At 71.2% G+C, this 24,840-nt stretch carries 19 protein-coding genes; 9 read left to right on the top strand and 10 right to left on the bottom strand.

Going from position 1 to position 24,840, the window contains the following annotated elements; translation table 11 throughout:
• Nucleotides 1–188 precede the first annotated feature (188 nt).
• Together ACIREI_RS37455 and ACIREI_RS37450 are read left to right on the top strand one after the other, a co-directional pair.
• On the top strand, nucleotides 189–1,661 hold the full coding sequence (locus ACIREI_RS37455; protein WP_403342884.1) for an APC family permease: 1,473 nt from the start codon (nucleotides 189–191) through the stop codon (nucleotides 1,659–1,661).
• An 11-nt stretch (nucleotides 1,662–1,672) separates the two neighbouring features.
• Nucleotides 1,673–2,644 (top strand): hypothetical protein, encoded by a 972-nt coding sequence (locus tag ACIREI_RS37450; RefSeq protein WP_403342881.1) that lies wholly within the window; start codon nucleotides 1,673–1,675, stop codon nucleotides 2,642–2,644.
• Nucleotides 2,645–2,695: 51 nt separating this feature from the next.
• Here the strand turns inward: ACIREI_RS37450 and ACIREI_RS37445 are convergent, their stop codons facing one another.
• From ACIREI_RS37445 to ACIREI_RS37435, 3 genes are all read right to left on the bottom strand, one after another.
• Nucleotides 2,696–3,844, bottom strand: coding sequence for a HoxN/HupN/NixA family nickel/cobalt transporter (locus tag ACIREI_RS37445; protein ID WP_403342878.1), 1,149 nt, complete (start codon nucleotides 3,842–3,844; stop codon nucleotides 2,696–2,698).
• Between the two features lie 194 nt (nucleotides 3,845–4,038).
• On the bottom strand, nucleotides 4,039–4,893 hold the full coding sequence (gene prcB, locus ACIREI_RS37440) for a proteasome subunit beta (protein WP_403342875.1): 855 nt from the start codon (nucleotides 4,891–4,893) through the stop codon (nucleotides 4,039–4,041).
• A gap of 496 nt (nucleotides 4,894–5,389) precedes the next feature.
• Nucleotides 5,390–6,895: a hypothetical protein gene (locus ACIREI_RS37435; RefSeq protein ID WP_403342873.1), complete on the bottom strand. Its 1,506-nt coding sequence runs from the start codon at nucleotides 6,893–6,895 to the stop codon at nucleotides 5,390–5,392.
• A gap of 266 nt (nucleotides 6,896–7,161) precedes the next feature.
• Here ACIREI_RS37435 and ACIREI_RS37430 point away from each other — a divergent pair, with 266 nt between their 5' ends.
• Together ACIREI_RS37430 and ACIREI_RS37425 are read left to right on the top strand one after the other, a co-directional pair.
• Nucleotides 7,162–7,842: a nucleoside/nucleotide kinase family protein gene (locus ACIREI_RS37430; protein WP_403342870.1), complete on the top strand. Its 681-nt coding sequence runs from the start codon at nucleotides 7,162–7,164 to the stop codon at nucleotides 7,840–7,842.
• Between the two features lie 2 nt (nucleotides 7,843–7,844).
• Nucleotides 7,845–8,450: a hypothetical protein gene (locus ACIREI_RS37425; protein WP_403342867.1), complete on the top strand. Its 606-nt coding sequence runs from the start codon at nucleotides 7,845–7,847 to the stop codon at nucleotides 8,448–8,450.
• A gap of 12 nt (nucleotides 8,451–8,462) precedes the next feature.
• Here the strand turns inward: ACIREI_RS37425 and ACIREI_RS37420 are convergent, their stop codons facing one another.
• The 6 genes from ACIREI_RS37420 to ACIREI_RS37395 form a co-directional block, all read right to left on the bottom strand.
• Nucleotides 8,463–10,295 (bottom strand): hypothetical protein, encoded by a 1,833-nt coding sequence (locus ACIREI_RS37420; RefSeq protein WP_403342865.1) that lies wholly within the window; start codon nucleotides 10,293–10,295, stop codon nucleotides 8,463–8,465.
• A 68-nt stretch (nucleotides 10,296–10,363) separates the two neighbouring features.
• Complete coding sequence (locus ACIREI_RS37415) at nucleotides 10,364–12,082, bottom strand: hypothetical protein (RefSeq protein WP_403342862.1); 1,719 nt, start codon at nucleotides 12,080–12,082, stop codon at nucleotides 10,364–10,366.
• Nucleotides 12,083–12,084: 2 nt separating this feature from the next.
• The gene (locus ACIREI_RS37410; RefSeq protein WP_403342859.1) at nucleotides 12,085–12,987 is read right to left on the bottom strand and encodes a carbohydrate ABC transporter permease; all 903 of its coding nucleotides are present in this window, start codon (nucleotides 12,985–12,987) and stop codon (nucleotides 12,085–12,087) included.
• Nucleotides 12,984–13,895, bottom strand: coding sequence for a carbohydrate ABC transporter permease (locus ACIREI_RS37405; RefSeq protein WP_403342857.1), 912 nt, complete (start codon nucleotides 13,893–13,895; stop codon nucleotides 12,984–12,986). Before ACIREI_RS37405 ends, ACIREI_RS37410 begins: the two co-directional genes overlap by 4 nt.
• A 124-nt stretch (nucleotides 13,896–14,019) precedes the next feature.
• A complete protein-coding gene (locus tag ACIREI_RS37400; protein ID WP_403342855.1) occupies nucleotides 14,020–15,345 on the bottom strand; it encodes an ABC transporter substrate-binding protein in 1,326 nt (441 codons plus the stop codon).
• 274 nt (nucleotides 15,346–15,619) lie between these two features.
• Nucleotides 15,620–16,741 carry an ROK family transcriptional regulator gene (locus ACIREI_RS37395; protein WP_403342851.1) on the bottom strand — a complete coding sequence of 374 codons (1,122 nt, stop codon included), beginning with the start codon at nucleotides 16,739–16,741 and terminating at the stop codon, nucleotides 15,620–15,622.
• A 427-nt stretch (nucleotides 16,742–17,168) separates the two neighbouring features.
• Here ACIREI_RS37395 and ACIREI_RS37390 point away from each other — a divergent pair, with 427 nt between their 5' ends.
• The 5 genes from ACIREI_RS37390 (at nucleotide 17,169) to ACIREI_RS37370 (ending at nucleotide 23,753) form a co-directional block, all read left to right on the top strand.
• Entirely contained in the window at nucleotides 17,169–18,068 is a 900-nt protein-coding gene (locus ACIREI_RS37390) for an N-acetylglucosamine kinase (protein ID WP_403342848.1), read from the top strand.
• Nucleotides 18,069–18,249: 181 nt separating this feature from the next.
• Nucleotides 18,250–20,187, top strand: a complete 1,938-nt coding sequence (locus tag ACIREI_RS37385; protein ID WP_403342846.1) for a phosphatase PAP2 family protein — start codon at nucleotides 18,250–18,252, stop codon at nucleotides 20,185–20,187.
• A gap of 94 nt (nucleotides 20,188–20,281) precedes the next feature.
• Complete coding sequence (locus ACIREI_RS37380) at nucleotides 20,282–21,979, top strand: phospholipid carrier-dependent glycosyltransferase (protein ID WP_403343161.1); 1,698 nt, start codon at nucleotides 20,282–20,284, stop codon at nucleotides 21,977–21,979.
• A gap of 57 nt (nucleotides 21,980–22,036) precedes the next feature.
• Nucleotides 22,037–22,984, top strand: a complete 948-nt coding sequence (locus tag ACIREI_RS37375; protein WP_403342843.1) for a MurR/RpiR family transcriptional regulator — start codon at nucleotides 22,037–22,039, stop codon at nucleotides 22,982–22,984.
• A 394-nt stretch (nucleotides 22,985–23,378) separates the two neighbouring features.
• The gene (locus tag ACIREI_RS37370) at nucleotides 23,379–23,753 is read left to right on the top strand and encodes a hypothetical protein (protein WP_128436504.1); all 375 of its coding nucleotides are present in this window, start codon (nucleotides 23,379–23,381) and stop codon (nucleotides 23,751–23,753) included.
• 45 nt (nucleotides 23,754–23,798) lie between these two features.
• Here ACIREI_RS37370 and ACIREI_RS37365 read toward each other — a convergent pair whose 3' ends face one another.
• Entirely contained in the window at nucleotides 23,799–24,581 is a 783-nt protein-coding gene (locus ACIREI_RS37365) for a cellulose binding domain-containing protein (RefSeq protein ID WP_403342841.1), read from the bottom strand.
• Nucleotides 24,582–24,840: the final 259 nt, after the last annotated feature.

Here is a 24,840-nt window from a genome sequence, read left to right as displayed (position 1 = left end):
GCTATCATCACTCGCACACACGGCGTGACCGTACGGCGACGCACCGACGTGCCGTATCCGCCACCCCTTTGTGCCGCCCCTGCCCCGAGGTCATCCCCTCACCGGTTCGTGGCGTTGTACCACCCCACCCCCCATACGCCGTCGGGGCCGTCACCCTCGCGTCGTGCACAACTGAAAGCAGCGCATCCATGAGCAACAGCAGGGGCAGAGGGCTGCAGGCCAATGTCCTCGGTACGTTCGACACGGTGGTGATGGCGGTCGCGGGCAGCGCCCCGGCGTACTCGATCGCCGCGACCACGGCGGTCCTCGTCGGCACGGTGGGCCTGGCCAGCCCGGCCGCGCTGCTGTACTGCGCGATACCGATGCTGGGCATCGCCCTCGCCTTCAGTTATCTCAGCCGGATCGACGTGAACGCGGGCGCCAGTTACTCCTGGGTCGGGCGTACGCTGCACCCCTTCCTGGGGTTCATCAGCGGGTGGGCGCTGGTGATCTCGGCGACCATCTTCATGGTGGCGGGTTCCCTGCCGGCCGGGTCGATGACGCTGGCCCTCTTCGACGAGGAACTCGCGGAGAACACCGCGCTGTCGACGCTGGTCGGCGCCGGCTGGTTCCTGATCATGCTGTTCGTGGTGCTGGGCGGCGCCCGCCTCACCGTCCGGGCGCAGCTGGTGATGTCCGGCGTCGAGCTCGCCATCCTGGCCCTGTTCGCCGTACTGGCCCTCTTCCACTCGGGAAGCGCCCGGGCCTTCGACTGGTCCTGGCTCGGCTTCGGGCAGTTCGACGGAGTGAGCGGATTCGCCTCCGGGGCGCTGATCGCCGCGTTCTACTACTGGGGCTGGGACGTCACCAGCAACCTCAGTGAGGAGACTCGCAACAGCCGCCGTACGACGGGCCTCGCCGGGCTCATCGGGGTCGGCATCGTGTTCCTGCTGTTCGAGGTGTTCACGATCGCCGTGAACGTCATCCTCTCCTCGAAGCAGATCCAGGACAACGACGCCAACGTGCTGGCCGTGCTCGGGGAGGAGGTGTGGCCGGGCTGGGGCGGCAAGTTGCTGATCGTGGCGGTGATGCTGTCCACCATCGCCACCTTGGAGACCACGCTGATCCAGGTCACGCGCTCGCTGTTCGCGATGGGCCGGGACCGGACGATGCCGTCCGCGCTGGGCCGTGTGCACCGCCGGTGGAACACGCCGTGGGTGGCGATCGCGGTGGTCGGCGTCGTGGCGCTGGCCATGTTCATCGCCGCCAACTCCCTGGGCACGGTGGGCGACATCCTCTCCGACGCGATCTCGGCCATGGGCCTGCAGATCGCCGTCTACTACGGGCTGACGGGTCTCGCGGTCGTCGTCGCCTACCGCAGGATGCTGCTGAAGTCGGTGGGCAACTTCGTGCTCGGCGGTCTGTGGCCGCTGTTCGGGGCGCTGTTCATGTTCTGGATCTTCGTCGAGTCGCTGGGCGAGCTGAGCAGGTCCGCGATCGCGATCGGCATCGGCGGTCTCGCGGCCGGGCTGGTCCCGATGCTCTGGTACTGGCGGCAGGGCAGCGACTACTACCGGCCGGCCAAGCTGGACGCCGCGCGGACCGTCGAGGCCGACTACGTCCCGGCCGGCGCCGGCGGCACGAACTCCCTTGTCCACGAGGGTCTTCCCACCGACTTCTGAGGGGACCCACCATGCCGAGAGGCACCTCGAAACGCGATCTCACTCCCGACTTCGACCCCGACTGCGGGGACGCGCCCCTCACCTGCGCGCGCCAGGACATCGTCATCGGCCGCTGGCAGGGGCTGCGGGAGCTGCTGCGGGTCACCGGCCCCGACTGGCTGGTGCGCGGGCACCGGGTCCGGCTGCTCGCCCAGGCCTGTGCGGGCAGTTCGACGGTGGAGTCGTGGCTGGCCGCCGAGCCGCACAGCGCCGACGCGCTGGTGCTGCGGGCGGCGACGGAGACGGCCCGGGCGTTCCATCTGGCCATCACCGCGGGCCGGGGCGTACCGATCGACCAGCAGCGCATCGACACCGCGGTGCTGTCCTGCCTCAGGGCCGCCGACGCCTGCCCGGACGATCCGACGCCGTGGATCTCGCTGATCTCCGTCGCCCGGCTGTATCCGTCGGGCGTACGGCGGCAGGAACTGGGGCACTGGTGGGACGAGTTGCACCAGCGCGACCCGTACAGCGTGGAGGGCCACCTCCAGGTCCTGCACTACTACTCCTCGCGCTGGCACGGCACCCACGGCCAGATGTACGACTTCGCCCGTGACGCGGCCGGCGTCGCCCCGCCCGGCTGCGCGCTGCCGGTGCTCGTGCAGTACGCCCGGGTCGAGGAGTTCCGCTACGCCCTGGACGCGGCCAAGGGGCAGCATGCCTCCGTGGGACTCGGCCAGCACTGGAGTCACGACGGCGCCGTCAGTGACGTACGCCGTACCTGGGAGCGCTGGATCAGGGGCCGCACCGACGACGGCGTGGCCCCCGGCGAGCTTCGTGACCTCAACTACCTGACGCACGCGGCGTGTTACGCGGGTGCCCACGACATCGCCGCACCCTTGTTCCGGATGCTGGGGCGCCGTGCCACGCGGGCTCCGTGGGTGTACCTCGGCGATCCGGAGAAGCAGTTCGTGCGGTGGCGGGGAGAGATGGTGCTGCGCGGGTGACCGGAGCGGGTCGATCCGGTCCGGCTCCGCCTCGGGCGATCCGCCCCGCTCTCAAGGCGATTCGGCGCGCGGACCGGCCGCCCACCTCTCCTCGATCCGGCCGATCCGCCACACCAGGAGGGCGACGATCCAGGTCACCGCGAACAGCCCTACGACGACGAAGCCGGCCGTGTTGAGGTCGAGGCCGGTGATCCAGGTCCAGAACGGGCCGTGCAGGTCGAAGCGGTCGGCGAGGAGGGCGAGGAGTTCGACCGTGCCGATGAGCAGGGCGACCGCGACGGACAGGCCCGTGACGGTGAGGTTGTAGTAGACCTTGCGGACCGGCTGGGAGAACGCCCAGCCGTAGGCGAAGTTCATGAACGTGCCGTCGATGGTGTCCAGGAGCGACATGCCGGCGGCGAAGAGGACGGGCAGGCAGAGGATCGCGTACCAGGGCAGACCGGAGGCGGCGCCCGAACCGGCCAGGACCAGCAGGGCGACCTCGGTCGCGGTGTCGAAGCCGAGACCGAAGAGCAGGCCGAGCGGATACATGTGCCAGGGCTTGGTGACAGACTTCGTGACCCGGCCGAGGAGCCGGTTCATGAAGCCGCGCTTGTTGAGCTGCTCTTCCAGGGCCGCCTCGTCGTAGCGGCCCGAGCGCATCCGGCGGAACACCTTCCAGATGCCGGCGAGGGCGACCAGGTTGATCGCCGCGATCAGATAGAGAAAGGCCCCGGAGACCGTCGTACCGATCAGGCCGGTGATGTCGTGGAGGCGGGCGTTGTCGTCGCGGACCGGTCCGGCCAGGCTCTTCACGCCGAGGGAGAGCACAAGCGCCAGAGCCATGACGACGCTGGAGTGGCCGAGCGAGAACCAGAAGCCGACCGACAGCGGCCGTTGCCTCTCCCCCATCAGCTTGCGGGTGGTGTTGTCGATCGCCGCGATGTGGTCGGCGTCGAAGGCGTGCCGCAGGCCGAGCGTGTACGCGGTGACGCCGATGCCGATGCCGAAGGACTGCGCACCGATGCTGTAGTGCTCGGGCGCCACGACGGCGACGAGGGTGAACCAGCCGATGACGTGCAGGGCCAGCACGAACGCGGCCATGGCCCCGACCCTGCCCCACTCCTGCCGCGTCATGGAGGTATGGACGCGGTGCCAGGCCGCGCGCTGTGCGGGGGCCGTGGCGGGGAGGGTCGGAGTGGAGTCAGGGGCAGCCGTCATCGGGGAGGAGTGACCTTCTTGTGGAGGGCGGCTGCGCTGTACAGCCTGCAGCCATCCTCCAGTACTTGCAAATCATGTGCAGTAAAGGCCGTGGCAGTTCTTGGCCATGGATGCCACAGCGCTTGGCCATGGCGAGGGAAAGCGGGGCGGGAAGCGGGAAAGAGGGAGGACGCGGAGGTCGGAGTGACGGGCCGTCAGGGGGCGGCGTTCGGGCCGTCCGGACGGCTGCGGCGCTGCTCCACGATCTCGCGGCTCAGTTCCTCGGTCTCGGACTCGGGCAGCCGCTCGAAGCCGTCCTCCGTGATCACCGAGACGATGGGGAAGATCCGGCGGTTGATGTCCGGTCCGCCGGTCGCGGAGTCGTCGTCCGCCGCGTCGTACAGCGCGTGCAGCGCGGCCAGGGCCGCCTCACGCCGGGACATCCCCGGACGGTACAGCTTCTTCAGGGCGCCGCGGGCGTACGGTGATCCGGAGCCCTCGGCATGGAAGTCGTGCTTCTCGTACGCTCCGCCGACCACCTCGAAGTCGAAGATGCGTCCTCGCGCGCCCTCGGGGGCCCCGAAGTCGTAGCCGACGAGGAGCGGGACGACGGCGAGGCCCTGCATGGCCTGGCCGAGGTTCTGGCGGATCATGGTCGCGAGCCGGGTCGCCTTCGCCTTGAGGGTCATCGGGATGCCCTCGATCTTCTCGAAGTGCTTCAGCTCGACCTGATAGAGCTTCACCATGTCCAGCGCGAGTCCGACGGTGCCGGCGAAGGCGACCGCGGTGTAGTCGTCCGCGGGGTGGACCTTCTCCAGGTCGCGCTGGGCGATGAGGTTGCCCATGGTGGCCCTGCGGTCGCCGGCGATCAGCACGCCGTCGCGGTAGGTGAGGGCCAGCACCGTGGTGCCGTGCGGGAAGCGGTCGGCCGGGGCGCGGACACCGTCGGGGAAGGGGCGGCGCATGGGCAGCAGGGCGGGGCGGTGGGCGGCCAGGAACTCGGTGAAGGACGAGGTCCCCGGAGTGAAGAACTCCTCCCCCAGCCGCCCGTCGTGCTCACTGCTCGCCATCACGCTCCCCCTCCTCCACCCGACCGCGGACCGGCCGCCACCCGGACTCCTACCTGAACCGACCGCCCGGGAAACGCCATTGGCGCGCACAGCGTCGGGGAGCCGAGAAGGCCGGGTGTGCGCAGCAGGCCGGCCACGATGCCGACGGCGCCGACCGAGCCGGCGGGAGGGCGCCGCCCGGAGGACGGCGATCAGCACGCCGCAAGGCAGCGTCACGACGGCCGACGAACCGCCCCACCGGGCGGCCGTCCTCGCGGGTCGGGCGTGGACGGCTCCCATGTGCGTCCGGGCCGGCCGGCAGGACGGCAGTCGGGGGAGCATCGCGTCCCGCTGGGCGAGCGGCCGGGACGGCCGCGTCGTCAGGGTGGCCGAGGCGGCCGTCGGCGCCCGGACCCGGCCGACGACGGGGAGTCGGACCGCGCCGGTCTCCCGCACCGGGCGGATGTGCACCGGTAGGCACGTCCCTGCCGGGGCGTGGCCAGGACCGGGTCCGACGTCACCTCGGCCCGCCCGCGCCCGGCGTAGGAGCGATGCGGACCTCCAGGCCGTCGAGGCGGTGGAGCTGCCAGTCGCGGGCGTATCGGGGCGGCTTGCCGCCGGGAGCGGTGAGGGCGCCGACCGGGACGCTGCGGGCGGTCCGCAGGATGTCGGCCTCGGTGGTGTTCTCGTTGTGGCCCTGGGTCGCCCCGGAGGAGCAGCCCGTGTAGTAGCCGACCGGAATGGCCTCGTGCCCGGTGAGCAGACAGGGCGGGCGTACGCCGAGGCGATGGAGTTCGGCGGCGGAGCGGGCCCAGGCCTCGCGGCCGGCGGTCGTACGGTTCACGGTGCGGTGCAGGACGGCGTACTGCACGGCCAGATGTCCGGCCAGCCCGAGCGCGACCACCGCGGCGACGGCCGGACGCCACCGGCCCGACGGCGTGATGACGAGGTCGAGCAGGGCGTCCGCGACGGGGATGGCGAGGAGGGCGTAGGCGGGCAGGAGGAAGCGGGGTGCCGCGTATCCGATGAGGAACAGGTAGGGGAGGGCGGCCGTCGCGGCGCAGAGCAGCGGGACCAGGGTGCGGGTGGTGCGTACGCCGCGGATCGCGACCGCCAGGCCGTAGGCGGCGAGCAGGGGGAGCACGAACCACCAGACGTAGACGACCGGGTGGGGCATCTCGCCGTTGCACGGCCGGCACAGGGCGCTTCCGGCGAGGCTGCGCATCTGGTCGTCGACGGCGAAGTTCCAGCCGAGGTCGCCCTGGATGCGGGAGGCCTCGTTCAGCCGTTCGCGCAGGCCGCCGTAGCTGAGGTACGCCTCGATCACCCACTGCACGCCACCGGCCGCCAGGCCCGCCACGAGCGCGGCCCCGAGCCGCCAGTGCCGTGCCACCAGAGCGAGGACGAGCAGCGGCAGCGTGACCCACACGGCGTCGGTGGGCCGCATCCAGGCCATCAGCGCGGCACCGGCCACCACGCCCCACAGGGCCCGCCGGTCGAGGTGGCGCAGGCGGTCCGCGCGGGTGCGCAGGAAGCAGCCGACGCAGAGCAGGGCGCCGAACGCGACCCAGAGGTTGGGCATGGCCTGCGGGCCGTAGAAGAGGGTCACCCACAGGGTGGCGAAGAAGGCGCCCGCGCCGGCCAGGACGCGGGCCGGGAACAGTCCGCGCCAGGCGCGCAGGGCGAGGTACAGGCCGAGTCCGGACAGGATGGCGAGAAAGATGCGCAGCAGTGTCGTGGACGACGACCAGGAGGCGATGGGCCACACCAGCAGCGAGACGCCACGCGCGCGTGGCGCGCTGAAGAAGGCGGCCGGTGCCTCGGTGCCGACCTGGCTGACGTACACCACCTCGTCCCAGCCGAGGCCCATCGAGGGCCGTACGAGGAGGAGTTGGGCGAGGCTGAAGAGGCCCGCCACGGCGGCGAGCAGGCCGTCACCGCCCGACCGCCACGACCTGTTGGCCACGAGCGCGTCGTCGCGCCACCCCGTACTCACGAGCATGGGCTTCGTGCCGTGGGCCATCGTCCGCCCCTCCTCCTACGCGTCGTAGGGCTTTCTGAAAACCCCACAGCCGGGCGAGTTGGGCAGCGAGGAACCGAAGAAACACCAAAAACACGAACAAACTAACCCGTAGGGAACAGGTGTGCAGCGCGATCTTCGGCCATGTGCCTGACGCGATCCGGCCAACCGCGCCTCGTCCAACGGGCGCCTGCGCGCAGCGACTCCCTCGCCAGGAGTCTTCGTGTACGGCCGGAAGTGACCGCCGACCGGGTGACACACTCTGCTGTGTGGCCCTGACCTTCGACGATCTTCTCACGCGTGCCCGCTCCCTCCCCCGCGACGGCCGCCGTGCCGTCCTCGGCATCGCGGGCAGCCCCGGTGCGGGCAAGACGACGCTCGCCGAGCATCTGGTGCGGCAGCTGAACGGTGCCGGGAAACCCTGGGTCGCGCATGTGCCGATGGACGGCTTCCACCTCGCCGACGTCGAGCTGGACCGGCTGGGGCGCCGGGACCGCAAGGGTGCGCCCGACACGTTCGACGCGGCGGGGTACGCGGCGCTGCTGCGCCGCCTGCACGACGAGGCCGGCCGCGACACCGTGTACGCCCCCGGCTTCGAGCGGGTCCTGGAGCAGCCGATCGCGGGTGCCGTTCCCGTGGAGCCGACGACCCGGCTGGTGGTGACCGAGGGCAACTATCTGCTGCTGGAGACGGGCGCGTGGGCGCGGGTGCGGCCGCAGCTGGACGAGGTGTGGTTCTGCGAGCTCGACGAACCGGAGCGGATCCGGCGGCTCGTCACCCGGCACGAGGAGTTCGGCAAGCCGCACGAGCAGGCGGTGGCGTGGGTGCTGGGCTCGGACCAGCGCAACGCGGAGCTGGTCGCCGCGACCCGGGACAGGGCGGACCTGGTGGTGCCGGACACGGCGCTGCCCGTCCCGCAGCGGCCGTCGGCGGCCGGGGCGGGCGGCTGACCGTGGGACTGGACATCACGGTTCTGGCGGTGGACTGGGGCCGGCTGGAGGCCACGCCCGAGGGCCGGCGACTGGAGGTCTTGGAGGAAGCCGCTTATCCCGACGTCGAGTTGGACTGGGACGCGGAACCGGAGAAGGGGTGGGTGTGCCCGGCCGCACCGCTCCTGCATTGGATCGCCCGTTACGAGTTCCACTGCACCAGCGGCTCGTACAAGCCGCACTTCTGGGCCGGGCAGGCCTGGGAGGACGTGCGGGGCTTCGCCGGACCCCGGCTCCAGGAGGGGCTCGACGGATTTCTGCGGGACCTGTTCTGGCACGACGACCCGGTGCCCCCGCCACTCGACGGGCTCGTCCATGACCCCGGCGATCCACGGCGGCCGGGCCTGCTCGTCGCCTGCCCGCCGAAGACGGTCTCGGCGCTGGCCGCCCGCTGGGCCGTGGTCGACCCGCTGCTGGAGGGACTGCGGGAGGCGTACGACGTCCATGCCGCACGTCCGGGCGGATGGATCGAGGACTTCGACGGCTTCGCCGTGCTGCTCCGCGAGTGGGCGGTGGTCGTCCGCGAAGCCGAGCAGCGCGGGTGGGGGCTGCTCGGCCTGCCGTGGTGAGTGGGTGCGCCCCTAGGACGCCGTGAGCGTGAGCTCGGGCTCCCCGTGACTGTCGCCCGCCGCCTCGCCGATCAGGGCGGTGAACGCCTCGGTGCGGACCGTCAGCCATGAACCGTCGTGTGAGAAGGAGGGCGCGAACGGGCCCGTCGGTCCGTAGCGTACGGCGAAGACGTGCAGGCCCTCCGGGGCGCCGGGGGCCGGTTCGGCCTCCAGGGCCGTGGAGCTGACGAGGTGGCTCCAGCCCTCGTCGGGGTTGCCGTAGCCGCGGGGGTCGGCCGCCAGGGCGAAGGCCGCCTGTTCCTGGGTCAGGTCCGCGCGGGCGTCGAAGTGGTCCACGCCGTCGGACTGCGGGTGCGTCAGACGGAGTTCACCGGCCGCCGTGACCTCGCCGTCGGCGGTCCTGCGTACGCGCTCGCCGTCGTCGGCGGCGTACGGCAGACCGGCGAGCAGATACGGCGATCCGGGGAGCCGTTCCACCGCGACGGTCGTCCACAGGCTGGTGCCGTCGGTGACGTACAGGGACCGGACGTGGCGCAGGACATGGTCGCGGCCGACGACCGGCTTGGTGACCAGCTTCGCCGTCAGGCCGTCGGCGTCGACGTCGCGGACGCGGACCTCGCCCATCGGACGGCAGAGCAGGAAGCCGTCCGTCACCGGGCCGAAGCCGTGCTGCCGGTTGACTGCCGCGGCGAGGTAGTAGGTGCCCGCGGCCTCGACCAGCGACGGGGTCATCCGGTCGTCGAAAGCCACCGAGACCGTCCCCGCGCGCAGTTGGTGACGGGCGGGAGCGGTGGACGGTGTGCGGTGCCAGCGGGTCGCGTCCTGGATCTGCCAGACCAGCATCCACGCGAAGTGCCCGTCGACCGAGCCGTCCGCCTTGACCGCGTGCCGTCCCCAGCGGGTGTCGCCCCGGTAGCGGCCGAGGTCGGAGCCGATCCGGGCACTGAAGTAGCGCAGGCCCAGGACCGACTCGAAGCCGCTGTGCTGCTCGCTGTAGCGCGGTCCGCCGTTGTCGAAGCCGCCGCCGGTCAGGCGGGCGTCGATGTAGCGGGCCAGCGCGTCACCGTCCTCGGCGAAGATGTCCTCGCCGCTGATCCGGTGGGCCTGGGCGAGGAAGGACAGGGAGATCGGGCCGTAGTTGTTGTCGTAGGCGCCGCCGTGCTCGGGCGGCAGCAGTGCGCCGCGGTCCGCGACACGGTGGGCGCGGATCTCGTCGACGTACAGGGCGATCGCGTGCGAACGCACCGGCTCGGCCTGCTCCGGCGGGAGGTGGCGGGCCAGCATCAGTCCGCCGACGACGCAGCCGATGGCCTGGTTGCCGGCCTCCTGCGGGTTGAAGAAGGTCGCCTCGGTCAGCCAGCGCCAGTAGCCGTGCGCCATCTCGACGAGTTCGGCGCGCTGCCGGTCCTCGACGAGGCCATCCGCCAGGTCGAGGACGTCGACCGCCTGGAGCAGCGCCCACACCGTGCTCGGCCAGTCGCCGATGGGGTGGGCGCCGGAGGCGAGGGTGTAACGGGCGTACGGCAAACCGGAGTTGCGGGCCTTCAGGTTCGGGTAGCCGGGGTTGTCCTCGGTGTACACCCGCTCGCGCAGATGGAAGGCGAGGCTGCGGCGCACCGCCTCCGGCAAGCGCGGGTCCTTGCCGCGCTGCCAGGCGAGCGCCAGCAGAGAGGTGATGCCGAGCGAGGTGTCGCCGATGTCGTCGACGCAGTCGGGGTGTTCGAGGTTGCCCTCGGGCGTGATCCGCTCCAGGGCCTGCTCGACGACGTCGGCGAGGACCGCGTCGTACGCCTCGGGGCTGTCCGGGAGGTTGTGCAACGGGCCGAGCTGGCGCGGGAGATGCATGGGAGGGGGCGTGGGGCGCACGGGATCAGTCCTTCATGCCTGGGTGGCCGGGGCGTGGTTCGTCAGGATCACACGGCGGGTGCGGGCCGGTCGGCACGCAGTGCGACGGTCAGGATCTGCGGGCCGTGGCCGGCGAGGTAGACGCGGTTCCCGGTCGTCGCGTCGGTGCCGCCCGTCACGGTGTGGTCCTGACCCGGGTCGTAGCGCAGTATGTCGGTCCGGTCCGGCCCGGCGAGCGGTTCCCCCGTCTCGACGCGGACCTCGACCCGGATCTCGTCATCGCCGACCCGGTACGTCATCGGCCCGGTCGTCAGGCACCAGCGTCCGTCGCCGAGCGGTACGGCGCCTCGAGGCTCGCCGCCCGGCCGGAAGGTCAGTTCGAGGGCCCAGGGCACCGGTGGGCCGCTGATGTCGATCCGCAGGTCGGCTCCGTCCTCCCGCAGGTCGACCTCGACTCGGGTCGTGTGACAGACCTCGTCCTGAGGGCGGTCCGGGAAGGCCATCGCCGCGGAGAAGCGGCCCTCGTCCACCAGACGGTAGGCGCCGTCGCCGCGCCTGTGGTCCTTCGGGAGCGGCTGGTAGTAGGCGGTTGTGAGGCTCTGGGTGAGCCGGTACCGGTGGTCGGCGAGCCGTTCCATGTCGGCGGCGCGGAACGGGCCCAGGTCGAAGAAGCCGCGCGAGAGGCGGACCGCGTCGAGGACGGCGTCCCCGGCGAACAGGCGCAGGAAGGTGGGGTTGCAGGCGAGACCCGAGCGGATGCGCCGGTGCTCGGGCACGTCGGAGCCGCCGTACACCACGGTGTGCGCGGTGGCCGAGGCGTGGTGCGCGAGGCGTGCGGTGCCGAGGTACCGCTCGCGCGGGAGCTTCTCCGCTTGCGGGGACGGCAGTTCGCGGCTCAGGTCCGGGGTGAGGAGGGTCTGGGCGAGCAGGTCGGGGTCGTCGATGCCGACTGCGGCCGCCAGCCGTGCCGCCCGGGCGAAGTCGCCCCGGCCGGTGCGGATCGCGAGGAGCCGGTAGTGCGGCAGGTAGGGCCACAGGGCGAACGTGAGCTTCTGGTCCTGCCGTCGCGAGTGGAGGGTCTCCACCGTGCCGTCCGGTCGGATCAGGTCCAAGGTGGTGGCGAGGTTGCGTTCGACGGCCGCCGACAGGTCGGTCCGGCCGAGCACCTCGGCCAGCAGGAGCAGCGCCGGGTTGGTCACGATGGACGCGTAGACGGCGCTGCGTTCCGAGTACAGGCCGTCCGTGTCGATGTCGACGCCCTCGGCGAGCCACTCCTCGACGCGGTCGAGGAGTCGGTCGTCGGGGAAGGACCGGTGCAGCCGGGCGAGGGCCGCGCTCAGCTCCCAGCGGTGGTTCGGGGTGTGCACGCCACCGGTCAGGAGACTGGGGGTGGCGGCGCCGGCGATCTCGGCGAGCCGGGCCGTCACCTCGGCCAGTTCCGGTCCCGCGGCGGCGGCGAGGACGTACGCGTCGCACACGTCGTTGACGGTGAACGCGGAGTCCGGCGGTGACTGGACGTTGTCGCCGCCCGCGAAGAGGCCGGAGGGCGTCTGCACGGCCCGCAGGGCGCGCAGGTGGGTCATCGCGGCGACGACGGCCGGTCCGCTGCCGTGCAGTGCCGAGTCCGGGGAACGGTATGCCGCGACCAGGGTCTTCACCCGCCGCGCCAGACCACGGTGCGGCACACCGGCGGGTTCCTCGTCGGGACGGGCCGCGAGCGGAGCGGCCGTCCGGTCGGCGGCGCGGGCCGCCGACCGGACGAACTCGTGGTCGAGCGGGACGGGCAAGGTCAGTCCTTCAGTCCGGCGTTGATGTCGGCGTTCATGACGTAACGCTGGAACACCAGGAAGACGACGATCAGCGGAATCATGGAGATGACCGATCCGCCGAGCACCACCGACCAGTTGATGTTCTGCGCGCCGACGAGGCTCTGGATGCCGATCTGCACGGTGAACTTCTCGGGGTCGTTGAGCATCAGCAGCGGCCAGATGTAGTCGTTCCACCGCCACTGGAACGACAGGATGGCGAGCGTCAGCATGATGGGCCGGGAGATCGGCACCATGATCCTCAGGAAGATCGACAGCTCACGCGCCCCGTCGATGCGGGCGGCCTCGATGAGCTCGTCGGGGACCGTCAGGAAGAACTGGCGGAACATGAAGCAGCCGGTCGCGGTGAGCACGGCCGGGAGGATGATGCCGGCGAGCGAGTTGAAGAGGCCGAGGTCGCGGACGACCAGGAACTGCGGGGCGAGCATGACCTCGGACGGCAGCATCGTGGTGGCCAGGATGCCGACGAAGAAGACCTTGAGCCACTTGTTGTCGTACTTGGCCAGCGCGTAGCCCGTACAGCAGCTGACTCCCACCGTGAGGATCGTCGCGATCACGCACACGATGGTGGTGTTGACGAAGTACTGGGAGAAGTTGGCGCTGTCCCACGCCGTCTTGTAACCCGACACGGTGGGGTTCTGCGGGAACAGCGTCAGCGGAAGGGAGAACAGGTCTCCGGCCGGCTTGAAGGAGCTGAGGACGAACCACAGCACCGGCACCGCGTAGATGGCCGCCAGGACCCACAGCAGGGTCGTCGCGGAAACCGCGCGCCGGAAGTCACCGCTGCGTCCACTGCGGGACCGCTTCTTGGGGACGGACCGTACGGAACCGGCGTCGGCCTTGCGCGGCATGTCTGTGGTTGTCATCGGTTCTCCACCCGCCGGTTGACCATCATCTGGACGATCGCGACGACCATCAGGATGAGCATGAGCACGAACGACGCGGCGCTCGCGTAGCCGATCTGGCCCGACTTGAACCCCGTCTGGTAGATGTACTGGACCAGCAGGTTGTTCGACGTTCCGGGTCCGCCGTTGTTGAGGGAGGCGAACAGCGGGTACTCCTTCATGCCGTGGATCGTGTTGAGCAGGATCACGATGAAGGACGTGGGCGCGATGCTCGGCAGGGTGATGCTGATGAACTGGCGCCACGGACCGGCGCCGTCGAGCGCGGCCGCCTCGTAGTACGACGTCGGTACGTTCTTGATCGCCGCGATGAACAGCAGCATGGAGAAGCCCGTCCAGGCCCAGGACGCCGCCACCACGACCACCAGCAGGGACAGGTCCGCGTTCGACTGCCACGGCACGGCGCTTCCGCCGACCTTCTCGATGAGGTAGTTGACCAGTCCGAAGTTCTCACCGAACAGCCACCGCCACAGGACACCCACGACGATGGGCGACAGCAGCCACGGGATGAAGAAGAAGACGCGGGCGACCGACATGCCCTTGGCGTGCTTGCTCACCAGCACGTTGGCGATGAGCAGCGAGAACACGAAGTTCAGCGGCACGAAGAGCACGGTGTAGAGCAGCGTCCGGGTCAGCGCGTCGTAGAAGGCGGAGTCCCCGGCCAGGTTGTTGTAGTTGTCCAGCCCGACGAACTGGAACGCCCCTACGCCCGTGTAGTTCGTGAAGGAGTAGACGAGCCCGATCACCGCCGGCCAGAGGAAGAACAGCGCGAAGAGTACGACGTTGGCCGAGATGAGGACGAGCGGCGCAAGGGTGTACTTACTGCGTCTCCTGGGCGGGCTCGCGGTCACGTCCGAGGCGCGTTTGGTCATCTTCCTGACTCCGTGCTGGTGGATTGGGTTCCTGTGGGCTCGGGCCGTGAGCCCCGGCATCGGGTGGGCCCCGAGGCCGGGCGGCGGGGTCTCGGCCCCGCCGCCCGGGCCTGCCGGCCTACGGTCAGCCGCCGACCTGCTGGTTGTAGCCGTCCACGATGTTCTGCAGGGCCTTGTCGGCCGACTGCTGGCCGTTGATCGCCTTGCCGAGCTCCGTCTTGGTCGGGTCCTCGGTGAGGCTCTTGCCCTTCAGCACCCAGTTCGTCTGCGCGCTGTTGAAGTAGCCGGAGATCGGGGCGTAGAGCGGGATCGACTCGTTGTAGAGCTTGAACGCCGCCTGCGCCGCCTCGGACTTGAAGGGGTACTTCGGGTTCAGACCGCTCTCCACCGGCAGGAACCCGGACGCCTCGCACAGCGCCTGGTAGTGGGCCGGCTCGTACAGCCAGGACAGGAACTCCGTCGCGGCCTTCGCCGCGTCGGCGTTGTTGTTGAAGCCCACCGTCATGCCGCCGCTGTTGACGTCACTGGCCTGCACCGGCTGGGCGGGGGTCGGGACGCTCGCCCACTCGAACTTCTTGATGCTCTCCGAGAAGGCGGCGACCTGCCACACGCCGGACCAGTAGGCGACCACGTCACCGCTCTGGAACATGGCGGACGGGTCGGCGCCGCTGGTCCACACCGACTTCGGCATGGTCTTGTCGTCGTTCCATCCGACGAAGGTGTTCACGGCCTTCTTGGTCGCCGCGTCCACCGAGAACTTGCCGGAGGAGTCCGCGTGGACGTACTTCCCGCCCATCTCGTACACCATGGCGCGCAGTCGCGACGGCGACTGGTCGAAGGTCAGGGAGTACTTGGCGTCGGTCTTCTCCCGGACCTCGTTGGCCGCCTTGATGAACTCGGTCCAGGTCCAGGTCTTCGAGGGCGAGGTCGGGTAGGAGACGCCGGCCTTCTCGAAGAGCGACTTGTTGATGAACATGCCGGACGCGGTGATGTCCGAGGGGATGGACAGCACCTTCCCGGACGAGTCCTTGGCGACGAAGTTGCCGTTGATCTTGTTGCTCTTGTTGTTGGCGATGGAGCTGAGGTCGATCAGCTTGTTCGACCAGATCGGGTCCAGCTTCGGCACCGCCGCCACGTCGGGCAGGGAGTTCGCCTGCGCGGCGTTGCGCAGCTTCGCGTCGTAGCCGTCGTAGGGGATGTTGACGAGCTTGACCGCGACGCCGGTCTCCTTCTTGTACTGCGCCACCATCTTCTTCCAGCCCGCGTCCTGCCCCGGAACCGTGGAGATCCAGAACGTCAGCGACTTGGAGGTTCCGCCCGAGCTGGACCCGGACCCCCCGCAGGCGGAGAGCAGAAGGGCACCTGCCGTGGCCACGGCAGCGAGGGGAACCAGGCGGCGCATACCGCCGCGGCCGAGTCGGCGGGAGCGCCGCACACCCACAGTGGTCATCTTCGATCCCATTTCGTGGTAGGGGACGGAGCACGGCGCCGACCGAGGCGGCACGGGTGCATTTTGCAGAAAATTTCGCTTTCTGGGGGCGCGGCCTCGCCCGGCCGCGTCGCCTTGACGGGTGGAGTCCCCGGCCATGAGGGCCGTCGTCGCACAAGCACGCCCTCGTGCGGCTGCCGTACTTCGCGTACGGGCGGGAGGCTCACCCGGAGTCGGCGTCCCGGCCGACTCAGAAAGCGCTTGTCCGGACATTGGCAGATCGAGTCGGAAGCCGTCAATCCTTCGACCCCCCGGCGTCGGTCACGGTTTGGACTCCTCGGGAAACCGCGAGCCGGGAAGCGCCCACGACCGTGCCGAGGTCCCCGACCGTGCTGCTGACCACTTCGGTGGGCCAGCTCAGCCGGTCGAGTTCGGCCCGCACACCGGGCAGTACCTGCGGGTCCGCGCCGGTGCTGCCGCCGAGCACGATCAGCCCCGGGTCCAGTACGGCGGTCACGGCGGCGGCGAGACGGCCGATGTCCGCGGCGTGGCGGCCGATCACGGCGCGGGCCGCGCCCCGGCCCTCTCCGGCCAGGGCGAAGAGCTGCTCGGCGGTGCGCGGGCAGGGCCCGTCCTCGTCCGGCCAGGCCTCGGCCGCGCGCCGCAGGAGCGAGCGTGCGCCGATGTACTCCTCCAGGGCCTCGCGGCGCGGCTCCCGGCCGTCGTCCCAGGGGTAGGGCAGCCGGGCCAGCTCACCGGCGGCGCCGTTGGCCCCGCGCAGCACCTGCCCGCCGACCACGATGCCGAGGCCGATACCGACGCCGATGCGCAGGTAGCCGAAGGTGCGCCGGCCGCGCGCGGCGCCCTCGTGCAGTTCGGCGAGCGCGGCGCAGTTGACGTTGTTCTCGAGGTGGACGGGAACGCCCGGCGGCAGGGCGACGGCCATGGCGTCGAAGACGGGGCCGGCCTTGGCCGTGGCGGGGCGCATGCGGGCGCCCTCCTTCTCGCGTGCGGTGACGTCACCGACGGCGACGACGACGGTGCGCAGCGGTGCGTCGACGGGCAGCGCGACGAGCGCCTCGCGCACCACGTCGGCTGCCTCCTCCCGGGTCCCGGTGGCCTGGGCGAGCAGGGTGCCGTCCAGGGCGCAGCCGCGCACCCGGGTCAGGGCGGGGCCCAGGTCGACGGCGAGCACGGCCCCGGCGGCCGGCCCGAGACCGTAGACGGCGGCGGAACGGCCCGTGCCTCCGGAGGCGGTGCCGGAGTGGGCGGCCAGCCGGGCGCTCTCCAGCTCCGCGACGGCGGAGGACACGGTGGGCTTGGACAGGCCCGCCAGGCTCGCGAGCTGCGGCCGGGTCGCGCTGCCGGCCGCAGCCAGCACGGCGAACACCGCACGCGCGCTCTCGCTCAGGTCCATGCTCTCCCCAGGTGATGCGGCGGCGGCCGGGCACCGCCGGAGAAGTCCGGGCGCGCTCCCGCACCGCCCGGCACGCGGTCTCGCCGGACCGGCCGTGGCCCTGGTGGCTCGCCCCCGGTCTCACCTTCGTTCGGCCAGGGGCCCCCACCGGGACCCTCGTCCGCACGCCGAGAGCACCACCGGACGACACGGGAACGCACCCGGACTTCCCTGGCTCGCCAAGGGCCGCCAAGGTCGTTCGGCATCGGGTTTCCGCGCCTCTTGACGCGCACCCTACTTCGTTAGTTAACTTCCTAACGAAGTACACGGTACTCGCCTGCCGTGTTCCGCACGAGGCCCGTCCCGGGGCTTCCCGATCTCACCACTTCCGTTCCCGAGCACGGTTCGCCCGCCGTCATCGCGCTGCGCACACGACGAAAGAGGACCCGTGCAGGAGACGACGCCACTCGTGGTCGGCATCGACGTGGGCGGGACCAAGACGCATCTCCGGGCCTGTACCGGGGACGCCCTGGTCGCCGACCACGTCCGGACGAGCAGCGGCTGGCGACCCCACGACCCCGTGGCCGCCGCCGGCTGGCTGGCCGCGCTGGTCGCCGACGCCCTGCCCACGGGCGCCCGCCCGTCCGCGCTGGCACTGGGCGGGCACGCCTGTGAGACCCCCCGCCAGTGCGACCAGATCCGCACCGCGCTCCAACTCCACTTCGACGCGCCCGCGTCGGTGGTGGGCGATGCCGAACTGCTCGTTCCCGCCGCCGGGTTGGACAAGGGGGTCGGTCTGGTCGCCGGCACCGGTTCCGTCGCGGTCGGCCGGCTGCCCGACGGCACCCCGGTCCAGGTCGGCGGCTGGGGCGCGGTCCTCGGTGACGAGGGCGGCTCGGCCGGTCTCGTCCGCGAGGCCGCGCGGGCCGTATGGGCGGCACACGACCACGGCGAGGAGCCCGACGCACTGGCGCACGGGCTCCTCGACGCGTTCGGGGTCGCCGAAGTGCCCGCACTCGGCGCGGCGTTGGAGAGTGCCAAGGACGTCTCCGCGGAGTGGGGCCGGCACGCGCCGGTCGTGTTCGCGGCCGCCGAGGCCGGTTCACCGCTGGCCCGTGCGGTGATCGACGAGGGCGGCCGGTCGCTGGCCGCGCTCGTCGGGCAACTCGCCGCCCGCGGAGTCGCCGTGGACGACGTCGTGGTCGCCGGCAGCACCATCCTCGCCCAGTCGGTCCTGTACGACGCCTTCGCCTCCGCGCTCGCCGACGGAGTGCCGGGGGCCAGGCCGCGGCCCCTGCGGGTGCCGCCGGTCTTGGGCGCGGTGTCACTCGCCCGTTCACTCGTGTGACACCTGCCGGACGCCGGGCCATCCCGAGTCCGACACAACTCGCCCGTAGATCTTCGCTCGTACGACTCGATCGCCTCATGTGCCGCGCACGGCTCCGCCGGCCTCCTGCGCACCCTTCGGTCGAGTCGGTCCATTCCATCTCCCCGGCCGTACGGCCGAAGAACTCCAGAGAGGCAGACGTATGCCGTCACCCGCCGGGCACCACTCCCCCGCTTCGGTCCGTGGACTCGCCGTGAACCGAAGGGGTTTCCTCAAGACGTCCCTGGGCGCCTCGGCCGGTGTGCTGGCCGCGCCCACCCTCGCCACCTGGCTGACCGCCACGGACGCCAAGGCCGCCACGAACGCCCTCGCGTTCGTCGACGACTACAAGACGAACGTCGTCGCGAACCAGACCCCCGAGACCAACGCGGTGGTCCGGATCCTCGGCGGCTTCGCGCAGGTCTGGAAGACCGGCGACGCCTGGAACACCGGCATACCGCTGATGCCCGAGGTGCTGCGCGCCAACATGCGCTACTGCGCCCGCGTCACCGCCGCGCGCACGGACGCGCAGGCCAAGGAAGCGTTCATCGTCGACCGCCAGCACCAGAGCTACTCGGTGATCACCGGGCTCGGCCCGCTGGCCGAGTTGTACAAGTCGGGCGCCAAGGCGGTCACCTCGATCACCAGCGCGCCGGACGGCACCCCCGCCGGGAAGATCAGCGACACCCTGCCCGCCGACGCCCCGGCCGGTTCCGCGATCGGCGCCGGTTCGTACGACTCGGAGCTCGGCAAGGTGGCCAGGCTGGTCGACACCGTGCGCGGCCCCTTCGCCTCAGGCAACCCGGCCAAGTTCGCCTTCCAGTACCCGCGTCCGTGGCGGATGAACGAGGACAGCGAGGTCGTCGACACCGGCAAGAAGGACGAGTTCGGCTTCCCCGTCTACGACTCGGAGGTGGTCGTCGCCCCGCAGCTGCTGCGGCAGCGCGCCGAGAACCCGGCCGAGGACGGCGGCTTCCCCAGCGGGCACACCAACGCCCTGCACCTGGCGGCCCTGGCGTATGCCTACGCCGTGCCCGAGCGTTTCCAGGAGATGGTGACCTGCGCCTTCGCCCTCAGCCACACCCGCATCGTGGCGGGCATGCACTCCACGGTCGACGTCCTCGGCGGCCGCGTCATGGCCACCGCCCTGACCGCCGCCGCCCTCACCGACCCGGCCAACGCCGAACTCAAGGCCGCCGCGCGGGCCCAGGCCCTGGCGTACTTCGAGGAGCGGACCGGCACGACGGCCGACACCCTGTACGCGTACGCTCACTCGGCCGGCACCGGCACCGACCCGTACGCCGACCGCGCGACCAACGCCCGCACGGTCAGGCCCAAGCTGACGTATGTGCTGACCCGGGACGGCCGCGACGAGCCCCTGACGGTGCCGAAGGGCGCCGAGGTGCTGCTGGAGACGCGCCAGCCGTACCTGACCGCGGCCCAGCGCCGCGAGGTGCTGCGCACGACCGCGCTGCCCGCCGGGTACGTCCTGCTGGACGGCTTCGAGCAGTGGGGCCGGCTGAACCTGTTCGCGGCGGCGGACGGTTACGGCGCCTTCGACTCCGACGTGACCGTCACGCTCGACCGGGCGGCCGGCGGCTTCGGCGCGGCGGACAGCTGGCGCAACGACATCGCCGGCGACGGCGGCCTGACCAAGCGCGGCACCGGCACGCTCACCCTGACGGGCCACAACCGGTACCACGGCGGCACCATGGTGGAGGGCGGCGTCCTCGTCGCCGCGTCGCCCAACGCCCTCGGGCAGGGCGACGTACGGGTGGTGGGCGGCACGCTCCGCGCGGACAAGGTCCTGCGCGTGCGCGGCACGTACGTCCAGCAGGGCGACACGACCCTGGAGTTGCTGGTCCGCAAGGACCACGGTCCCGCCCTCGAGGTGTCCCGCCGGGTCCAGCTGGGCCGGGGCAGCGTGCTGTCGCTGCGCCTGGACGCCGAACGCCCGCCGGTCGCCGGGACCACCGTTCCCGTCATCGAGGCCTCGCAGCTGCGGGGCCGGTTCGACCGGGTGGAGCTGAACTCCGACACGCTGCGAGCCGTACCCGTGTACACGGCGGATGGTCTGTCGGTACGACTCCTGAAGCGGTAACGCCGTCTCCCGGCAGGAGCTGATGCAGAGTAGGCCCATGGGCCGGCTCCGGATCAGCTCCCGCCGCCGCGGGGGCGACGCCGCCGCGGAGCGGATGATGGCGCTCGAACAGCACTCGGCCCCGGCCTCGGTCGGGGCTCCGGAGGCGCTCCCCTGCGCGCGGCCCTCGGGGGCGTCGCGCAGGCGGTGGCTCGTGCCGCTCCTCGTCGTCGTGCTGCTCGGTCAGATGGCCGTCGCGATGGTGACCACGGCTGTGCAGCAGACGCCGACCATCGACGAGCCCGTGTACGTGGGTACGGCGGCCGAGTATCTGCATGAGCGCCGCCTGCGCCACAACCCCGAGCATCCGCCGCTGGGGAAGCTGGTCATCGCTGTCGGGGTGGCGCTGGCCGATCCGCATGTCGACGGGTCCTTCGCCGGTGGCCAGGGCCGGCTGGGGCGGCATCTGCTGTACGAGTCCGGCAACGATCCGTGGCAGCTGATGCTGTTCGCCCGACTGCCCGTGATCGTGTTGACGCTTCTGTTCGGATTGATCGTCTTCGCCTTCGCCCGTGAACTCGTGGGCGTGCTGGGCGGTTTGACCGCGCTCGGTCTGTACGCCTTCTCCCCCGACGTCATCGCGCACGGCTCACTGGCCACCCTGGACGTGCCCGCCGCCGGGTTCGTGCTGACGTCGGCGTGGCTTTTGTGGCGGGCCCGCGGACGGCCTCGCCTGTTCCTGCCTGCGGCCGGCCTGGCGCTGGGCGCGGCCCTGGCCACGAAGATGAGCACCCTGGCGGCGGTTCCGGTGCTGCTGGGGCTCGCCGCCCTGTCGGTTCGGTGCGCACAGCCGGCCGCGGAGCCGACGGCCTCGGAGCCGCTGCGCGGGAAGCTCGCGCGGGCGGTCGCGGCTGCGGGTGTCGTGGCGCTGACCGCGGTCGCCGTCGTATGGGTGTCGTATCTGGTGGTCGACTCACGGCTGCGCTGGTCGCCGCAGCAGCACGTCCCCGATGTGCACGGACTGCGGGGGCTGGTCGTCGAGCTGCTGCCGTTCCCGGAGGCGTACCGGGACGGGATGCGCATCCAGTTCGGCTTCGAGAACCACCCGTGGGAGGGCTTCCTGTTCGGGCGGCTCTACACCGGGTCGCTCTGGTACTACCTGCCGGCCGCGCTGCTGGTGAAGACGCCGCTCGGCATGCTCGCGCTGTGGGCGGCGGGTGCCGTCGCGGTCGTGACGGTACGACGGCTGCGGCCCGCGGCGCCGTATCTGCTCATCCCGACGGCCGTACTCCTGGCCGCCGCGATGACCGGCTCGCGGGACTTCGGTACGCGGTACGCCGTGTTCGTGCCGATGTTCCTGGCGGTGGCGGCGGGCTGTGTGCTCGCGGTGCGGTGGCGGTGGGCGCCGGTCGCGGTGGGGGCGCTGGCGTTGTTCGTCGCGGTCAGCTCGGTGCGGACGTACCCCTACTATCTGCCGTACTCCAACGAGGCGTTCGGCGGTCCGGAGAAGACTCGTCTGCGGTTGCACGACTCCAACGTGGACTGGGGCCAGGACCTCGGCAGGCTCGCGGACCGGCTGCGGGAGCGGTACCGGGGCGAGCGGATCTGGCTCGTGTACAAGGGCAGCGGGGTGCCGTCCTTCTACGGCGTCCACGGCACCGATCCGCGTGAGGTGCCCGTGCGCGAAGTCCGCGGGCTGCTGGTCGTGTCGGACTCCTCGGTGGCCAAGGCGACCGGGCGGCTGGCCGAACTGATCGACAGCAGTCGTCCGATCGATACGGTCGGTCATTCGATCACAATCTATCGCCGGTGAGCGTGGACTTTCGGAGCGGCCCTGGTCACCACGTTGTGTGAGCTATGTTGAAGCACTGTGGAAGACAAAGGAGGCGCCTCCCTGCCATCGCCGCAGCAGGCACGCGCACAGGCATCCGCGATCACCTCGGGCAAGAGCGCTCCGGAAGTGGAAGCGTCCCCGACTTCCCAGCTCAGGACCCTCTTCGACCATCCCCGGCTCTCCCCCGGGCAGCGGCGCATCGCCCAGTATCTGATCGAGCACATCACCGAGGCCGCGTTCCTTTCGATCACCGATCTGGCGGAACGGGTCGGCGTGAGCCAGCCCTCGGTGACGCGTTTCGCCGCGGCGGTCGGCTTCAGCGGTTACCCCGCGCTACGGGAGAAGCTCCAGTCGATCGCCCTGGGCACCCTCGCCAAGGGCCCGGAGGCCGCCGAGGAGAACGGCGCCAACGAACTGCAGTCCGCGGTGGACGCCGAGATCGAGAACCTGGAGAACCTGCGGCGCGACTTCGCCGACCCCGACCAGGTGATCGACGTCGGCCGCAAACTGTCGCAGTCGACCCCGTTGACCATCCTCGGGCTGCGCATCTCGGCCTCCCTCGCCGAGTACTTCGCCTACGCGGCACGCCGCATCCACCCGGACGTGCGGCTGGTGACGCGGGGCGGCAGCGTCGCCTACGACGCGCTGCTCCAGTCGCGCGAGGCCGGCGGCACCTGGGTGCTGGCGTTCTCCATGCCCCGGCACGCCCAGGAGACGCTCACCGCCCTACGGGTCGCGCGCAGCGCCGGGCTCAAGGTCGCCCTGGTCACCGACCTGGCGCTCGGGCCGGTGGCCGACACGGCCGACGTCGTCTTCGCCACCGGCACCGGCTCCCGCCTGGTCTTCGACTCCTACGCCGCGCCCGGCGTGATGGCCTCCGCCCTGCTGCAGGCCATGACCGACGCCGACCCGGAGCGGACCCAGGCGCGGCTCGAGGACTACGAGCAGATCTCCGACCAGCACCAGTTCTTCCTCCGGGACTGATCCCTCCTTCGCCGAGCCCGGCGTCTCGGGCCACTCCCCACTCCGGACAAACCGCACAGCAGGGGCACCATTCACCCCAAATCGCGCATGAATGTTTTCATGCTCCTTGCAAAGCGGACGGCATATATAAATACTTCACACGCATCATCCGCCCGCAGAAAGCAGCCGGTCCGCTCATGCGCACGTCACCCCATCCGCCGTGCGAACGCCGTCTGCCACTCCGGGCTCCTCAGCGAACAGCCGCAGCCGCCGTCTCCTACCCGCGTCGGCGCTCGGGCTGTTCGGTCGGGCATCGCCTGCGCGAGCGCCCGTGGCGGCGGCCCCGGTCATCCCCTAGGCCGGGGCCGCCCCGACCCCGTCGGACACCCTCAACGACGCCGCACACCCGGAAGCGATGACCATGACTCTGACGACCACGCGCATCAGCTCGGACTGGCCGTGCCAGGTCAAGACCCCCGGTTCCTACGACTGGGAGCGCTCGGCGGCCAAGTGGCTGCGCGAGCTGGTGCCGGCCCGCTACGCCAGCTATCCGGCCCTGATCCGCCACCCCGTCCTGCTCGCCCGCCATGCGCAGATCCAGGTCCAGAACGAGATCCGGGTCGCCCGCACCGCACTGCAGACCGCACGGGCCGACCTGCCCGCGCTCGGCATGCCCGAGTCGGTCATCGAGCACACCATCAAGCTGTACGCGGCGGAGGTCATGCAGCTTCAGCACATCGCCCGCAGCGTGCGCGCGGTGTCCCAGGCACTGATCGACCACGGGCGCTGACCGGCCCCGCGCACCGGCCGAGCGCTCTCGAGGTCGCGCCGGACGTCAGGGCGCGTCGTTCGTCGCCGCGCAGGTGACCTTCGCCGAGGGGGCACCGGTCGAGGCCGAGGCGTCGGCGAGGAAACCGAACCTGACGCTCCCACCGGGCTCCAGCCTCCCGTTCCATGACGCGTTGGCGACCGTGGCCGTGCCGTCCCGGGCCGTGGTGAGGGTGCCGTCCCAGACCTGGGTCAGGCGTGCGCCGTCGGCCGGTACGACCGTCGCGGTCCAGCCGGAGACGGCGGAGTCGGGCGCGTTGGTCACGGTCACCTCGCCCTGGTAGCCGCCCTGCCAGCTGTTGACGGTCCGGAAGGACGCGGTGCAGACGGCAGGCCCCCCGGGGGCACCGGCGCCGGATCCGCCCGGGCCGGTCTCGGTGGGCGCGGACGATGGCGAGGCGGTCGCGGACGGAGGCGTGTCGCCGGCCGACGCTCCGTCGCCGCGGCCGGAGAGCAGCAGCGCCCCACCGAAACCGATGACCGCCGCTGCCGTCACGGCGACCGCGACGGCGGCGCGGCGGAATCCGGGGCCGGAGACGGCCGGGTCCAAGCGGGCTCCGCTGCCGCGCGGTGCGATCCACGTGTCCGCGGCGAGGGGCGGGAGTTCCTGTGTCGCGTCGTCGGCGCCGGGCAGGGCGCCGGGGACGGCCACCGTCTCGTAGCCGTTGCGGTCCTGCTCCAACTCCTTGAACAGCTCCGCCAGGGCATCGGTACGGCGTGGCCGCAGGACCCGGATCGGTTCCAGGGCCGGCTCTTCGTCGGACTGCTCGGCGTCGGGCCGTGTGGACACGCCGCTCTCCTTCCGTCCCGTCTTCACGGGCTTCACCATTCCCCGAGGAGTGATACGGGGCTGCCGTCCCGGCGGTTCAGCGGGCGTGAGTGAGTGACAGCGGGCGCGAGTGGGTGACCGTGGGTGTGCCGGGCGGTCGTTGCGATTTCAACTCGGCGATTCACCCCGGGTGGTTCACCCGGCGATTCACCCAGCGATTCACCCAGGCGAGTCATCTCTCCGAGTCACGCGCCGAGACGCACCGAAAGCGATCGAAACG

It is taken from the genome of Streptomyces sp. NPDC093591 (genome assembly GCF_044764885.1).
Classification (GTDB): Bacteria; Actinomycetota; Actinomycetes; order Streptomycetales; family Streptomycetaceae; genus Streptomyces.
Note: the sequence above shows the minus strand (reverse complement) of the source record. Positions and strands in the feature narration are given on the sequence as shown.

Bases quoted from the DNA above. Each gene is read 5' to 3' on its own strand.
- ACIREI_RS37420 (WP_403342865.1), bottom strand. From the start codon at position 10,295: ATGCATCTCCCGCGCCAGCTCGGCCCGTTGCACAACCTCCCGGACAGC.
- ACIREI_RS37405 (WP_403342857.1), bottom strand. From the start codon at position 13,895: ATGACCAAACGCGCCTCGGACGTGACCGCGAGCCCGCCCAGGAGACGC.
- ACIREI_RS37400 (WP_403342855.1), bottom strand. From the start codon at position 15,345: ATGACCACTGTGGGTGTGCGGCGCTCCCGCCGACTCGGCCGCGGCGGT.
- ACIREI_RS37450 (WP_403342881.1), top strand. From the start codon at position 1,673: ATGCCGAGAGGCACCTCGAAACGCGATCTCACTCCCGACTTCGACCCC.
- ACIREI_RS37395 (WP_403342851.1), bottom strand. From the start codon at position 16,741: ATGGACCTGAGCGAGAGCGCGCGTGCGGTGTTCGCCGTGCTGGCTGCG.
- ACIREI_RS37435 (WP_403342873.1), bottom strand. From the start codon at position 6,895: ATGGCCCACGGCACGAAGCCCATGCTCGTGAGTACGGGGTGGCGCGAC.
- ACIREI_RS37410 (WP_403342859.1), bottom strand. From the start codon at position 12,987: ATGACAACCACAGACATGCCGCGCAAGGCCGACGCCGGTTCCGTACGG.
- prcB (WP_403342875.1), bottom strand. From the start codon at position 4,893: ATGGCGAGCAGTGAGCACGACGGGCGGCTGGGGGAGGAGTTCTTCACT.
- ACIREI_RS37370 (WP_128436504.1), top strand. From the start codon at position 23,379: ATGACCATGACTCTGACGACCACGCGCATCAGCTCGGACTGGCCGTGC.
- ACIREI_RS37380 (WP_403343161.1), top strand. From the start codon at position 20,282: ATGATGGCGCTCGAACAGCACTCGGCCCCGGCCTCGGTCGGGGCTCCG.
- ACIREI_RS37455 (WP_403342884.1), top strand. From the start codon at position 189: ATGAGCAACAGCAGGGGCAGAGGGCTGCAGGCCAATGTCCTCGGTACG.
- ACIREI_RS37385 (WP_403342846.1), top strand. From the start codon at position 18,250: ATGCCGTCACCCGCCGGGCACCACTCCCCCGCTTCGGTCCGTGGACTC.
- ACIREI_RS37445 (WP_403342878.1), bottom strand. From the start codon at position 3,844: ATGACGGCTGCCCCTGACTCCACTCCGACCCTCCCCGCCACGGCCCCC.